Origin of the sequence: Streptomyces sp. NBC_00104 (assembly GCF_045160825.1) — a bacterium.
Lineage (GTDB): Bacteria > Actinomycetota > Actinomycetes > Streptomycetales > Streptomycetaceae > Streptomyces.
Window position 1 is genome coordinate 1,856,028 of record NZ_CP108215.1, and the last position, 15,175, is coordinate 1,871,202.

8 protein-coding genes are annotated in these 15,175 nt (G+C 72.1%); 4 read left to right on the top strand and 4 right to left on the bottom strand.

Annotated features, from left to right (window positions below; genetic code table 11):
• Positions 1–4 precede the first annotated feature (4 nt).
• On the bottom strand, positions 5–442 hold the full coding sequence (locus OG272_RS08065; protein ID WP_326584192.1) for a roadblock/LC7 domain-containing protein: 438 nt from the start codon (positions 440–442) through the stop codon (positions 5–7).
• A complete protein-coding gene (locus OG272_RS08070; RefSeq protein WP_327730639.1) occupies positions 439–3,315 on the bottom strand; it encodes a nitrate- and nitrite sensing domain-containing protein in 2,877 nt (958 codons plus the stop codon). Before OG272_RS08070 ends, OG272_RS08065 begins: the two co-directional genes overlap by 4 nt.
• A gap of 419 nt (positions 3,316–3,734) precedes the next feature.
• Here OG272_RS08070 and OG272_RS08075 point away from each other — a divergent pair, with 419 nt between their 5' ends.
• From OG272_RS08075 to OG272_RS08090, 4 genes are all read left to right on the top strand, one after another.
• Positions 3,735–4,286 carry a hypothetical protein gene (locus OG272_RS08075; RefSeq protein ID WP_327730638.1) on the top strand — a complete coding sequence of 184 codons (552 nt, stop codon included), beginning with the start codon at positions 3,735–3,737 and terminating at the stop codon, positions 4,284–4,286.
• 331 nt (positions 4,287–4,617) lie between these two features.
• On the top strand, positions 4,618–6,084 hold the full coding sequence (locus tag OG272_RS08080) for an aldehyde dehydrogenase family protein (RefSeq protein ID WP_327730637.1): 1,467 nt from the start codon (positions 4,618–4,620) through the stop codon (positions 6,082–6,084).
• Between the two features lie 112 nt (positions 6,085–6,196).
• Positions 6,197–7,783: an amino acid permease gene (locus tag OG272_RS08085; protein ID WP_327730636.1), complete on the top strand. Its 1,587-nt coding sequence runs from the start codon at positions 6,197–6,199 to the stop codon at positions 7,781–7,783.
• A gap of 61 nt (positions 7,784–7,844) precedes the next feature.
• Entirely contained in the window at positions 7,845–9,395 is a 1,551-nt protein-coding gene (locus tag OG272_RS08090; protein ID WP_326584187.1) for a GMC family oxidoreductase N-terminal domain-containing protein, read from the top strand.
• Between the two features lie 82 nt (positions 9,396–9,477).
• Here OG272_RS08090 and OG272_RS08095 read toward each other — a convergent pair whose 3' ends face one another.
• Both OG272_RS08095 and OG272_RS08100 read right to left on the bottom strand, forming a co-directional pair.
• Complete coding sequence (locus OG272_RS08095; protein ID WP_405892967.1) at positions 9,478–14,190, bottom strand: hypothetical protein; 4,713 nt, start codon at positions 14,188–14,190, stop codon at positions 9,478–9,480.
• Positions 14,191–14,265: 75 nt separating this feature from the next.
• Positions 14,266–15,144, bottom strand: a complete 879-nt coding sequence (locus OG272_RS08100; RefSeq protein WP_326584185.1) for a hypothetical protein — start codon at positions 15,142–15,144, stop codon at positions 14,266–14,268.
• Positions 15,145–15,175: the final 31 nt, after the last annotated feature.

Genomic DNA, 15,175 nt, shown 5'->3' on the forward strand with positions numbered 1-15,175 from the left:
CCCACTACCCGCCCTGGGGCACATCGGTGCGCGGGGCGGAGCCCAGATGTACCCCGACCCGCTTGACCAGGAGGGTCATCTCGTAGGCCACCTGACCGATGTCGGCGTCGGCGTCGGCCAGGACGGCGAGGCAGCTGCCGTCGCCGGCCGCCGTGACGAAGAGGAAGGCCTCGTCGAGTTCGACGACGGTCTGCCGGACACTGCCCGCCTCGAAGTGCCGGCCGACGCCCTTGGCGAGGCTGTGGAATCCGGAGGAGACGGCGGCCAGATGCTCGCTGTCCTCCCTGGTGAGGTCGTTGGAGACGCCCGTGGGCAGTCCGTCGCTGGAGAGCACGAGCGCCTTGCGGATGCTGGCGACGCGCTCCACCAGGTCGTCCAGGAGCCAGTTCAGCTCGCCGGACGTGCCGGTCGCGGTGGGCCCCTCGGCCTTCGGTGCGGTCATCGACCGTCCCCCTTAGTCGTTCCTCGTGGTGCTGAGACGTCGTGGGCGTCGTCGCCCTCGGCGTTCTCCTCGCGGCCGCGCTGCCAACCCCGTTGGAGCGAGGCCATACGGCTGCGTACCTCGTCGGCGTCGCGTTCGCCGAGGTCCGGGCGCCGCTCGGGACGGGACCTGTCGCGTTCGGCACGCCGGTCGGGGCCGTCCTTCAACTGCGGTGCCAGGCTGGCCTGTCGGACGCGACGGGGCAGCGGGCTCGACGTTGATTCTGCCTGGTCGGTCGTCGTGTCCGTGCGCGGGGTGGGCTCGCCCACCCCGTACTGCGAGGTCGTCGGGGCGGCGTCGTCCGAAGGGGGCGTACGGCGGCGCTGGGGCAGGGCGTGGCCCTCGTACCCGCCTGGGGGCCGCGCTCCGGCGGGGTGCGCCCCCGGGGGGACGGCGGGTCCGGGGCGGTCGGTTCCGGGGTGGACCGGCGGTTCGGCGCGGTCACCGCGCAGGGCGGTGAGCGGCCGCGTTTCGGCACCCTGCTCGGGACCGGGCGTACGGCCCTGCTCGGGCTCGTCCTCCGTGTGCCTCGACCTGGACCCGGTCACCGAACGGCCGTGCGAGCTGACGAGGTGCGGGGTCCGGCGCTGGGGCAGCGGGACGGGGCCGAGCGTCGGGTCGGGATCGGTGAGCGGGGCCTGCTGCCCTTCGCCGTCACGGGCAGCCCGCTGCTGCTCGTCGGCGACGCCGGTGAGGGAGCGGCGGGGCCGGAACAGGCCGCTCCGCTCGGCGTCCTCGTCGGTCAGGGCGCCCGGGAAACCGCCCAGAGGCTCCAGGTCGACCGGGGCCTCCAGTTCCACCGGGCCGTCCAGGATGGCGGAGGTGAGCCCGGGAAGCCGGACCGGCACCTGGGAGAGCGCCGCGTTGCGCTCCTCCTCCAGTTCGGCCTCGCGGGTGGGGTGGGCGCGGTCGAGACGGAAGCCGATGCCGTTGGTGTCGGGGACGTCGTCGGTGAGCAGGGCGTCCGGGATGAACACCACGGCCGTGGTGCCGCCGTACGGGGAGGGCTGGAGGGAGACGCGGACCTTCTGCCGCTGGGCGAGCCGGCTGACCACGAAGAGACCGAGCCGGTCGGTGTCGGAGAGTTCGAAGTCGGGGGTCTCGGCGAGCTTGAGGTTGGCGTCGAGGAGCGACTCGGCCGACATGCCGAGGCCCCGGTCGTGGATCTCCAGGGTGAAGCCGTTGGCGACGCGCTCGCCGTGCACCTGCACGGCGGTGTGCGGGGGCGAGAACACCGTGGCGTTCTCCAGGAGTTCGGCCACGAGGTGGGTGAGGTCGGCGACCGCGGGGCCGGTCACGGCGACCCGGGGCAGGCGGCGGACCTCGATCCGCTCGTAGTCCTCGACCTCGGCGACGGCCGCGCGGACGACGTCCATGAGCTGGATGGGCTTGCGCCACTGCCGGGACGGGGCGGCGCCGGAGAGGATGACCAGGCCCTCCGCGTGCCGGCGCATACGGGTCGTCAGGTGGTCCAGGCGGAACAGGTCGGCGAGTTCGTCGGTGTCCTCGGTCCGGCGTTCCATGGTGTCGAGGAGGGTGAGCTGCTTGTGGAGCAGGACCTGACTGCGGCGGGCGAGGTTGACGAAGACCTCGGAGATGCCGCTGCGGAGTTCGGACTGCTTGACGGCGGCCTCGACGGCCGCCCGCTGCAGGGTGTTGAGGGCCTGGCTGACCTCGCCGATCTCATTCTTGTCGTACTCCAGGCGCGGCACCTCGGTCTCCACGTCGACCTGTTCGCCCGCGGCGAGCCGGCGCATCACGCTGGGCAGCCGGACCCCGGCGGTGTCGTGGGCCTCCTGGCGGAGCCGGCGCAGGTCGCGGATGAGGACGCGGCCGATGCGGACGGACATGAAGAGCGAGACGAGCAGGGCGAAGAGGCCGAGGACCCCGGATACGGCGGCCTTCAGGATGACGTCGGTGGCCAGCGGGCGCACGCGGTCCTGATAGCGGTCGCCCGCCTCGAGGCTGAGGTCGCGGAGGTCGGCGAGCACGGGCTCGACCGAGGTGTCCCAGCTCTTCGCGGTCACACCGGTGGGCTTGCCGGGATCGGAGCCGATGACGGCCTGTTCGACCGAGCGCAGGGGCGCGGTGCTCGCGTTCTTCCAGTAGCCGTAGAAGCGGTCGCGCTCGGAGGCGGGCAGCTGCGGCAGGCTGATGTCGTACATCAGGGTGCGCTGGGCGACGAGGTCGGAGAAGTCGCGGATCTCGTCCTGGGTGATCCGGTTCGCGACCAGCACCGAGCTGAGCAGGGCGTCCTCACGGGAGAGGAGTTCGCGGGCGCGGCCGACATTGACCAGGGCGCGGCCCTGCTTGTCCATCTCCACGTCGTCGAGCGCGGGGAGGTCGGACAGCAGCGTGAAGCAGGGGTCGACGAGCTCGTTGTAGAAGCGGAGGGCCTCCGGGACGGGGACCGTGCCGTTCTCGACGCTGGTCCGCAGGGACGGCAGACCGTCGAGGGCGTCCAGGATCGCCGTGAGCTGCAGCGAGGTGGCCTCGCCCATCTCGTCCCGCAGCTCGGCGTCCTGGGCGTGTTCGCGGAACTCCTCGACGGACTTGTCCGTGGCGGCCCGGCTGCGGTCGAGGGCGGTGAGCGCCTCGGAGGCCCCGGGGTCGGCGAGGTAGACGAGGGTCTGGCGGCGTTCCTGCTGGAGCACACGGATGGTGTCCTCGGTGGGGAAGCCGACCTCCTCGACGATGTCCGCCACCCTGAAGAGATCGCTCGCCTCACGGCCCGTCAGCACCGTGGCGAACGTCCAGACACCGGTCAGGGCCACCAGGGGCACGAGCAACAGCGCCACGATCTTCCGGCGGATCGATTTCCCGCGAAAGCGCATGGCCTCCCCCAGCTCGACCCCCGCCAGGCCCGGGGGCACACATGTGCGTCAACAAACGGCGTGAGCCTACTACCGACTCACACCTATCTCGAAGAGCCCGCCGCACGCGCTCCGCACCCGAGGCGAACCAGACATGGGGAGTTGTCCGTTCATTGGGGGAGATTGCCTCCCGCTGTCGGGCACTTGAACCCATGGCATCCCGTCGGAGAAGTTGGCCGGTTGGCCGGATTTTTTCGCCGCCTGGGAATCTTCGACGCACGTCGATCGTCTTTCTGTACGGGAGTTGGGGGCGGAATGGGCCACAGACCCCGCATGCCGCTTCCAGGCGGCGTGAATCGGAGGAAGTCGGGCACCAGTGGGGGACCGGGTCTCGGGATCCGGTGACTGTTGGTCCACCGGCGGTGGGGAGTGACGAGTTGATGGGCACGGCGGAGCGGCGCGTAGCGCCCGGGGACGGAGCGGCGACGCCCGAGGTGGCGGCGCGGAGCGCTCAGGCACCGGATCGCGGCCTCCTGACGGGGGAGAGCGTCGCGGTGGAAGAACGGAGGCTCTCCGCCCGCGGCGACGAAGAGCTGGTGCATTACCGGCCGTTGTGGATCGAGGAGCCGGCGCGCAAGCGACGGCTGCCCGACCCGGTGCGGACGGCGGCGGTGCGGGCGGTCCTCATCATCGCGGTGACGCTGATTCAGGCGATGGTGGCGTTCCTGTGCACCCTCGCGGGTTCCTGGCCGGCGTTCCCCATGGTGCTGAGCACCGTGGCGAGCACGATCGCGGCGACCTGGGGCGTCCTGGACGTCTGGGTCACCCGCCAGGTGTGGAACCAGCGCAACGGCGTGATCTCGACCCCGAGCAGCACGGCACGGTCCCTGCGCCGCGAGCGGCGGCGGGCCCGCCGCGATGCGCAGGCGACGGAGCGCACGCAGGAGCGGATACGCCGACGGGGTGGCGCCGGGCAGCTGTCGCACCCGTAGTACGGCCGGGGTGGGCTCATGCGACGCATGGGCCCACCCTCCGGGCGGCCGGCGAGCCGCCTCCTCCAGGTCGGCCCCTCGGCGAGGGCGGCCAGGGCCTCGCGGGCGCGGCCGACGGGTGGTGTGCTGGTCGACACCAGCACCGCATCGGGGTAACTCGCGAGTGGCTGCCGCAGCAGGTGAGAGCGGTTCCCTCGGATGTCCAGACTTCTGGCGAGGCGTGTCGACTGTCACATTTGACTCCCTCTTGGGCATAGAACGCGGTCTTCCGGTTAGACGCTCAGCCGCTAGGGCGCCTGCCGTACGGCGCTGACCAGGAGGAACGAGAGACATGCCCGAACTTTTCATCGGCGGAGCATGGCGGTCCGCGCTCGACGGGCGGACCCGTGAGATCCGCTGCCCCGCCGACGGCAGCCTGGTCGCGGTCGTCGACGAGGCCGGCGCCAAGGACACCGTGGAGGCGATCGCGGCCGCGCGTCGCGCCTTCGACGAGGGCCCCTGGCCCACCACCTCGCCCGCCGACCGCGGTGACCTGCTGCTTCGGGTCGCCGATCTCCTCGTACGCGACAAGGACGCGCTCGCCCGCGCGGAGTCCCTCGACACCGGCAAGCGGCTGGTGGAGAGCGAGTACGACATCGACGACATCGCGAACTGCTTCCGCTACTTCGGGCGGGCGGCCACCACCGAGACGGGCCGGGTCGTCGACACCGGCCAGGCGGGCGTCGACAGCCGGGTCGTGTACGAGCCGGTCGGGGTGTGCGCGCTGATCACCCCCTGGAACTACCCCCTCCTCCAGACGGCCTGGAAGGTCGCCCCGGCGATCGCGGCCGGCAACACCTTCGTACTGAAGCCGAGCGAGCTGACCCCGCACACCGCGATCCATCTGATGCGCCTCCTGGAGGAGGCCGGGCTGCCCGCGGGCGTGGCCAACCTGGTCCTCGGAGCCGGCCCCGAGGCGGGCGCACCGCTCTCCGACCACCCGGACGTGGACCTGGTCTCCTTCACCGGTGGCCTCCAGACCGGCCGGTTCCTGATGGCCAATGCCGCCGCGAGCGTGAAGAAGGTGGCCCTGGAACTCGGCGGCAAGAACCCGAACATCGTCTTCGCCGACGCCGACTTCGACACGGCCGTCGACATGGCGCTGACCGCGATCTTCCTGCACTCGGGGCAGGTGTGCTCGGCGGGCGCCCGCCTGCTGGTGGAGGACTCGCTGCACGACCGGTTCGTCGACGAGGTCGTCCGCCGGGCGCGCGAGATCCGGCTCGGTGGCCCGTTCGACGAGCGGGCGCAGACCGGACCGCTGATCTCGGCGGCCCATCGCGCGAAGGTCGAGGAGTACGTCGCCCAGGGCATCGCCGAGGGCGCGGTGCTGCGCTGCGGCGGCGAGCGGCCGAGCGGCGACGCGTACGACAAGGGCTTCTACTATCTGCCGACCGTCCTGGACGAGTGCACGAGCACGATGTCCGTGGTCCAGGACGAGTCGTTCGGTCCGGTGCTGACGGTGGAACGGTTCAGCACGGAGGACGAGGCGGTACGGCTGGCCAACGACACGATCTACGGTCTGGCCGGCGCCGTCTGGACGACGGACGAGGCCAGGGCCCAGCGGATCGCGACCCGGCTCCGGATCGGCACGGTGTGGATCAACGACTACCACCCGTATGTGCCGCAGGCCGAGTGGGGCGGTTTCAAGCAGTCCGGCTTCGGTCGTGAGCTCGGGCCCGCGGGGCTCGCCGAGTACCGCGAGGCGAAGCACATCTGGCGCAACACGGACCCGTCACCGCAGGGTTGGTTCGCCTAGCTTCTGGTCTTCCCCACGCACCGCCCTCCCTCACCGCACCCCCCACCCCACCCTTCTCGGCACCCGCGAGAGCCGCTCCCCCACCTCCCCAAGGCCCACCAGGAGTCCGCTCATGACGACCATTGAGCAACCCACCGGACCGAAGAACACCTCCGACGACACCGAACTCACCGAGTTCGGCTACAAACCCGAACTCAAGCGCACCCTCGGCAACTTCCACACCTTCGCCGCCGGGATCAGCTACATCTCGATCCTGACCGGTACCTTCCAGCTGTTCTACTTCGGCTTCGCCAGCGGCGGCCCCGCATACTGGTGGTCGTGGCCGATGGTGTTCATCGGCCAGTTCATGGTCGCGCTCTGTTTCGCCGAACTGGCGGCCCGCTACCCGGTGGCGGGCTCGGTCTACAACTGGTCGAAGAAGATAGGCAACCCGCATCTGGGCTGGCTCGCCGGCTGGATGATGCTGACCGCCTCCATCGTGTCGATCGCGGCGGTCGCGCTGGCCTACCAACTGACGCTGCCCCAGATCTCCGACGTGTTCCAGATCGTCGGCGACGGCACCGGCAAGTACGACGTGGCGACCAACGCGGTCATCCTGGCCGCGGTGTTGATCCTGTTCACCACCCTGGTGAACGCCTTCGGCGTCAAGCTGATGGCCCGGATCAACACGGCGGGCGTGTTCATCGAGCTGATCGCCACCGTCGTGCTGATCGTGCTGTTCGCCGTACACATCACCCGGGGCCCGCAGGTGGTCCTGGAGACGAACGGCACCGGCGACGGTTACGGCAACGGCTATCTTGGCGCGTTCCTCGTGGCCTCGCTGGCGTCCGCGTACGTCATGTACGGCTTCGACACGGCCGCCTCGCTCGGTGAGGAGTCGCTGGACCCGACCCGGAACGCGCCGCGCGCGATCATCCGGGCGATCATCGCCTCCTTCCTCCTCGGCGGCCTGATCCTGCTGCTGGCGCTGATGAGCGTCTCCAGCCTGAAGGGCGAACAGCTGTCCACGGACGGCTTGCAGTACATCGTGCTCAACGTGCTCGGCCCGACGGCCGGCAAGGCGATGCTGTGGTGCGTCCTGATCGCGGTCACCGTCTGCGCCCTGGCCGTGCACACGGCGGCGGTCCGGCTGGCGTTCGCCATGGCCCGCGACAACAACCTGCCCGCCTCCTCGAAGCTGGCCAAGTGTCACCCGAAGTTCCAGACGCCGGTGCTGCCGACCGTGATCATCGGGGTGCTGGCGCTGGGGATCCTGGTCGTCAACATCCGTCAGCCGCAGATCTTCACCGTGGTGACCAGCATCGGCATCATCATGATCTACCTGGCGTACCTGGGCGTCACCGTGCCGATGCTGGTCGCGCGGCTGCGCGGCAAGTGGCAGCCCGCCGGGGACGGCCGGTTCTCGCTGGGCCGCTGGGGCCTCCTGGTGAACGTCCTCGCCGTGGTGTGGGGCGCGGGCATGACCCTCAACCTGATCTGGCCGCGGGCCTCGGTCTACAACGCGGCCGCCCCGTTCCACTGGTACCTGCAGTGGGGTGCGGTCCTCTTCGTCGGGATCATCGCCGGCGGCGGTTTCGCCTACTACTGGTTCATCCAGCGACACAGGACGGGCGTGCTCGCCGAGCACCGCGTGGCCGCCGAGTCCGGGTCCGGGACCATCCCGCCCGCCACGCCCCTCGCCTCCCCGGCGGCCGACTGAGAGCCGTCTCCCGACAACCCGACTCAGCACAGCAGCACAGCGCACAGGAGGCCAACTCCCCATGAAAGCAGATGAGTTCGACTATGTCGTGGTCGGCGGCGGTACCGCGGGAAACGTGGTCGCGGCCAGACTCTCCGAGGACCCGTCGGTCACGGTGTGCGTCCTGGAGGCGGGCCCCAGCGACGTCGGCGACGACGACGTCCTGAAACTGGAACGCTGGATGGGCCTGCTGGAGTCCGGATACGACTGGGACTACCCGGTCGAGCCGCAGGCCAGCGGCAACAGCTTCATGCGGCACGCGAGGGCGAAGGTCCTCGGCGGCTGTTCGTCCCACAACTCCTGTATCGCCTTCTGGGCACCGGCCGAGGACCTCGACGACTGGGCGGCCGCGGGCTGTACGGGCTGGTCCGCGGCCGACCTCTTCCCGCTCTACCAGCGCCTGGAGACCAACGACGCGCCCGGCGACCACCACGGCCGCACCGGCCCGGTGAAGCTCCGCACCATCAAGAGCGAGGACCCGTGCGGCAACGCCCTGCTGGAGGCGTGCGTCCAGGCGGGTATCCCGACGACGCCGTTCAATGCGGGAACGACGGTGGTCCGGGGCGCCAACTGGTTCCAGATCAACTCCGACGAGAACAACATCCGGCAGTCCTCGTCGGTGGCGTATCTGCACCCGATCATGGGCAAGCGCCCGAACCTGGAGGTACGCACCGGGGTCCGTGCCAAGAAGCTGGTGCTGGACGGGCGGCGCTGCGTCGGTGCCGAGTATCTGGACCCTGACCTCATCCACACCCGGACGGTGCGCGCCCGGCGTGAGGTCATCGTCTCCTGCGGTGCCATCGACACACCGAAGATCCTGATGCTCTCGGGCATCGGCCCCGCCGCACAACTGCGCGAGGTGGGGGTCGACGTGGTCGTGGACTCGGCGGGTGTCGGCGAGAACCTCCAGGACCACCCCGAGGGCGTGATCATGTGGGAGGCCGCACAGCCGATGCCCACCACGTCCAACCAGTGGTGGGAGGCGGGCATCTTCTACGACACCGAACCGGGCCTGGACCGGCCGGACCTGATGTTCCACTACGGGTCCGTGCCGTTCGACATGAACACGGCCCGGCATGGATACCCCACGTCCGAGAACGCGTTCTGTCTGACGCCGAACGTGACGCGGGCGAAGTCCCGGGGCACCGTGCGGTTGCGCACCCGGGACTACCGGGACAAGCCGAAGGTCGACCCGCGCTACTTCACGCACGAGCACGACGTGCGCGTGATGACGTACGGCCTGCGGCTCGCCCGGCAGATCGCGGCGCAGCCGGCGCTGAGCGGGTGGGCCGGAGCCGAGCTGGCGCCCGGTCCGGACGTCCGGACCGACGACGAGCTGCTCGACTACATCCGCAAGACCCACAACACCGTCTACCACCCGGCCTGCACGGTGAAGATGGGGGCGGACGACGACGCCTCGGCTCCGCTGGACGCGCGGCTGCGCGTGAAGGGGATCGAGGGGCTGCGGGTGGCGGACGGGTCGGTGATGCCGGATCTGGTGACCGTGAATCCGTGTATCACGACGATGATGATCGGCGAGAAGTGTGCGGATCTCTTGAAAGCCGACGCCTAACGGGGCTGTTAACGGGGCTGTGCTTCGGGGCGTGGGGCGGCTGCGGGTCCGTCGTGGCCGGTCGCGCGGTTCCCCGCGCCCCTCAAGGGGCGGCTGTAGTGGGCCTCTTGTACATGCGTGTCGCGGTGATCTCCGTATGTGCCACCTCCCCCGCCTGGGGCTGCTTGGGCAGTCCCGGGCGGAGGTGTTCCTCGACGCTGATGTACTTCAGGCCCGCCCGTAGGTCGGCGTCGTTGCGCAGGCGGATGACCAGGGGGAACTCGGCCAGGGCCGTGGTGTCGAAAAGGCCGGTGGTGTACAGGAGTTGGACGCCGAGGGCGTCCGAGACCGCTCGCTGGAGTTCCAGCAGGTAGGTCGCGTTGGCGCGGCCGATGGGGTTGTCGAGGAACAGGGTGCCGGCATGGCGGTGCTTGTCCCTCCCCCGGTCGTTGCTCCGCAGCGCGGCCATCGTGCAGTAGAGGGCGATGGCGGCGGTGAGCAGCTGGCCGCCGGAGAAGACGTCGCCCATCTGGCCCACGGGGACGCGCTCGGCCCTCAGCACGGCGTCCGGCTTGAGGATCTCCACGGCCACGCCCTTCGGCTGGAGCGCGGCGCTGACGCCCCTCAGCAGCAGGGACATGCCGTCACGGCGCATGTCGGAGTTCTTCTTCACGGCCGCGCGGGTCGCCTCGTCGACGACCTCGCCGAGGCGCTCGGTGAGGGTGGCCTGGTCGGGCTCCTCGAAGCGGATGCGGAGGAACTCCTGGCCGGACCACTCCCCCAGACCCTCGGGGAGCCTGGACAGCCGCTGGGCGGAGCGGAGGGTCGCGAGGGCCGATTCCACGAGGCCCCGCAGCCGGTCGACGATCGAGTCCCGGTTGCGCTCCAGCTGGGCCAGCTCGTCGGTGAGGACCCGGAGCCGGGGTGCGAAGGCGTCGGCCCACTTCTGGGCGTGCTCGGGGAGCGAGGAGGCGGGCAGCTCGCGGATCTGCTGGCGGGCCGGGGTGCGGACCTGCTCGTAGCGGGTGGAGTTGGCGTGGCGGACGAGGACGTCGCAGGCCTCGCGTACGGAGCCCTCCGCCGCGGAGAGGTCGGCGGCGCAGGCGCGCAGGGAGCGGCGGGCCTCGGCGGCGGCGCTGCGGGCCTCTTCGGGGCCGCCCGGGTAGGGCTCGGGCTCGTCCTGGTCGTCGTCCGTGGAGTGGTCGCGCAGGAGGTCCCGGAGGAGGGCGGCGGTCTCGTCGAAGCCGCCTGCCGCGTCCTGGGCGGCGCGGTGGGACTCCAGCAGTTCGGCGTGGGCCTCGCGGGCCTGGGTCAACGCCTCGGCGCGGGAGGCCAGTTCGGCGGTGGCGGTGCGCAGCAGGGCCTGGGCGTGGTCGGCGTCGCGCGGGAGCAGCTCCTCAGGGAGCTCGGTGTGCGCCTCGCCGTCCTCGGGCGCGAGCCGCTCGGCCTCGCCGCGCAGCCGTCCGAGCTGCTCGCTCGCGGTGGACACCCGGGTTTCGAGGAGCTGGACGAGTTCCTCGGCACGCGAGGCCGCCGCCTGCCGGGAGGGTCCGTCGGAGCCGTCGGGCGACTGGAGCAGTTGCTCGGCGCGGTTGCGGACCTTGTTGGTCAGCCGGTCGAGCTCGGCGATCGCGGAGCTCTCGTCGCTCTCGGCCCGCGCCTGCTCCGCCCGCAGGTCGGCGCCGACGCCGACCTTCTCGTACAGCTGGGAAGCGGCGCGGTAGGCCTCGCGGAGGGCCGCGAGGGGCTGCTTCGGCCCGTCGGAGTCCGTCTCCGGTACGTCGTCGGGGGCGCCCGCGATCTCCGCGCGCTCGGCGCGCAGCGCACGCGCCGTGCGGCGGGCGTCGTCGGCGCCGCGCTGGGTGGCGCGGCGGTCCTCGTCCGCGGCGCGGGCCCGCTCCAGGCATGACTGGGCGCGGGCCTCGGACTCGGTGGCCTCGTCGGCGAGTTCACGGAGCTTGACCTGCCAGCCGGCGCGCTCCCGCAGCCGGAAGGCGAGTCCGGCGAGGGCGTCGGCGGCACGGCGGGCCTTCTGTGCGGCCTCCTGCCGCTCGTCGCGCACCTGGGCCGCCTCGGCGGCCGCCTCCTCGGCCTCGGCCCGCACGGTCCGCGCCTCCGAGAGCTCCGTCTCCGCCTCCTCGGCGAACCCGCGCGTCTCCCGCGCGGCCGCGGCCAGCTCGGTGAGCCTGCCCGCCGGGCACCCCGTGCGCCACGAGGAGAGCCGGGCCGCCAGCTCCCGGTCCTTGCCGAGCCTGGCCGCGAGCTCCCGGATCTCCTCGTCCCGCTCGGTGGCCCGCGCGCGCAGCGTCTGCCGCTCCTCGTCGGCGGCGTGCTCGTCGTGCATGGCGGGGTTCGGCGGTACCAGGAACACGTCGGCGGCGGGGCCGCCGCCCGCGTCCAGGGGCGGCGTGGGTGCCAGCAGGGCGGCGGCCGTGCCGACGGCCACGGCGGACCTCGGGAGCAGCGCGGCGTCGCTCAGCGCCTCGCGGGCCCGGGCGTGCGAGTCCGGGTCGGTGATGATCACGCCGTCGACCAGCTCCGGGCGCGCGGCCAGCACGCGCGCGTGGTCGGCGGGGTCCACGGCCTGGGCGAGGTACCGCCAGCCGGGGAGGGCCGGGATGCCGTGCTCGCCGAGGAACTCGACGGTCGCCAGGACGTCCGGTCCCGGCGGCAGCAGCCCACCGTCGCCGAGGGCACCGAGGATGCGGGAGTCGTCGGCCGCGGCGGTGCGCAGCTCGAAGAGGTGGCGCTCGGCGGACGACACGTTCTCGTCGAGCAGTTCACGCAGCTCGTCGGCGAAGCGGTCCAGTTCCTCGGGGGTGAGGGGGCCTTCGGCGGGGGCGCGCGTGGCGTCGGCGGAACCGGAGGCCGTACGGGAGCCGGCCGCCGACTCGGCGGCGTTGCCCGCGCCGCCGTCGGCCGCGTCTCCTCTGCGCGGTACGGGCACCCCGGCCCGCGCCCTGCCGGTCGTGTCGGGCAGGCTCAGCAGCTCCGCCAGCCGCTCCTCCGCCGCCAGGGCCTGCGCCGTACGCCGCTCCCCGTCGTACGCGCGCTCGGCGGCGGTCGCCGCGTCGGCCGCGCGTGCGGCCGTCAGCTCCGCGCGGGACTCGGCGGAGGCCGCTTCCCGGGCGTGCTCGGAGGCGCGGCGCGAGGCCTCGCGTGCGGTGTCCCAGGCGGCGACGGCCGTCTTCTCGGCGTCGCTGGCGGCGAGGGCGGCCCTGGCCGGATCGGCGTCGGGCGCGCTGTCGTCGAGCCAGCCGGCGCGGACGGCTTCGGCAGTCTCCTGCTCGACCTCGCTGAGCCGCTGCTTCAGGTGCCCGACCTCGCTACGGGCGCGCTGCGCCTCGGTGGCCGCGACGGTCGAGTCCCGGTGCGCGGCCTCGCCGACCTCCTGCAGGGCGGCCGACCGCTCCTCGCCCTCGTTCGCCAGATCCTCGGCGCTCGCGGCGGCGGCGGCCAGGGCGCGTACGAGGTCGACGGCGGCCTTGGCGCGGGCGGCGAGCGCCGGGGCGGCGTCGCGTTCGGCCTCCTGGATGGCGGCGGACACGCGGGCGACCCGGTCGGCGGCGGCCCGGTGCCTGAGCACGGCCTCGGCCGCCTGCCAGGCGGAGTGCAGGGTGCGCGCGTCGGCCAGCTCCCGCTTCTGCGCGGCGGCCGACTTCTCGGCGGCGGCCAGCGCCAACGAGGCGTGCCGGTAGGCCAGTTCGGCCGCGATCAGCGCGCTGCGGTCGCGGGCGGCCTCGGAATGCGTGACCGCGTACGCGGCGGCGGTGACCCGCTGGGCGAGATCGGTGCCCCGCAGCCGCTCCCGCGCGGCCCGCGCGGACAGCCGCCGGACCAGGGTGCGGGTGCGCCGCTCGGCGCCCGCGTGGACGTCCCGGGCCCGTGACCGCCCCTCGGCGGCCTCGACGATCCGGCCCAGCAGGTCCACGGACCCGGCCGTGAAGTCGCGCTCGGCGATCAACTCGGCCCGTCGCCCGAGCTTGTTGCCGAACCCGCCGACCAGGTCGGCCAGCCCGTCCGTGTCCCGGGTGTCGGTGACGGCCCGCAGCAGCAGGTCGGTGAAGTCGGAGTCCTTCTTCACCGCGAAGAGGCCGGCGGCCTCACCCTCGTCGGCGTTCATCTCCCGCTGGTAGCGGAAGAGTTCGGGGTCGAGGCCCAGGTCCGTCAGATGCTCGTTCCAGCGGTCGTGGATCTCCTCCCAGTGCACTTCGAGGTGCGGATACGCCTTGCCCGCCTCGGTGATGGCGTCCCGGAAGCCCTTCATGGTCCGCCGCCGCCCCTGCGCCCCGGACGCGCCCTCGACGGGCGGCCGTACGGCGGTGGACTCGGCGACGGGCAGGTTGTCCAGGCTCAGTCCCGGGCCGGGCCGGAAGGAGTACCAGGCCTCGGCGAACTTCCGCGGATCGTTGGAGACCTGACGTCCCCGCCACTCGCTCGCCTTGCCCACCACGACACACTCGCCGGTCAGCGTGTGCTGCCACTCCAGCGCGACGTGCCCGCAGTCGTCCGCCAGCAGGAACTTCCGGAGCACACCCGAGCTGGCACCGCCCAGGGTGTTCCGGTGGCCCGGCAGCATCACCGAGAAGATCAGCTTGAGCAGGACGGACTTGCCGCCGCCGTTCTCCAGGAAGAGCACACCGGCCGGAGCCGGCCTGCGCGGCGGTCCGGTCGGCTCCTCCTCGAAGAACTCCGCCTGCTGCGGCGCGGGATCGGGCACGAACTCGCCCACACCCCTCAGGTCCAGCACGGTGTCGGCGTAACGCGCACCTGCCGGCCCGATGGAGTAGAGGCGGACCCGGGACAGCTCGTACATGGCGGCGGACTTTCGCGGTCGTAAGGGTGGTGCGGTCGGTGGTGCGTGAAGCAGGGATACGGAAGGGGGCGGGGATCAGGAGTGGAACGGCAGGCCGGCGTCGGCCACCAGCTCCAGATCGTCGGTGTCGTCGGCGGGCAGCAGCGTGGCGGAGCCGTCGGTGACCGGCACGATGCCCAGCTCCAGCAGTTCGGCCATCGCGGCACTGCCCGCCATGTCCCGCACCTGGAGCTGATAGCGCGCGGTCGTCCGATACGTCCCGCCGTTGTCGTCCCCCGTGCGCTGGAGGAACCCCGAGTCGGTCAGGAAGCCCACCGCCTTGCCGATGATGCCGGTGGTGGACCCGGCCAGCCGGCGCGCGTCCTTGGTGGCCCCGGTGGAGCTGCGTCTCGCCCAGATCCGCCAGGCGGACTCCAGGCCCGGCGCGTCGGAGGCCGGGTCGGTGTTCTCCCCCTGCTCCTCGGCCCGTTCCTCCAGCCGCCGACAGGCCTGCCGCACGAAGGCGTCGACCCCGTTGACCGAGACCCGCCCGATGTACCCGTCGTCCGCGAGGTCCTCCGGCCGCGGAAACGCCATCGCGGCCACCGCGAGATGCGCCAGTCCGTGCAGGAAGCGGTCCACCGAGTCCGCCGACGTCCGCCGCGCGTAGTCCCCCATCCGCACCGCGAACACCGAGTCCTCGGCCGCCGTCACCGCCATCCCGGCCCGCGGCGACACCTCCAGCACGACCAGCCCCAGCCCGGTGGCCACGGCATCGGCGAGCCGCGCGAACGCCGGATCCTCCCGATACCGCCGCAGCAACTCCCCGTACTCCTGGTCCCGGGCGGGCTGCAGCTTCGGCTGAAGCCCGAAGGCGACGAGCCGAGCGGCATCGGCGGCGTCAGCGGGAGTGAGGGCAGCGGCCACCGGAGCGGCAGCCACTTCCGGCTCGCTCCACTCGACGTGCTCACTCACGGCAAAACTCCTCGATCTCATAGCAAGGGGG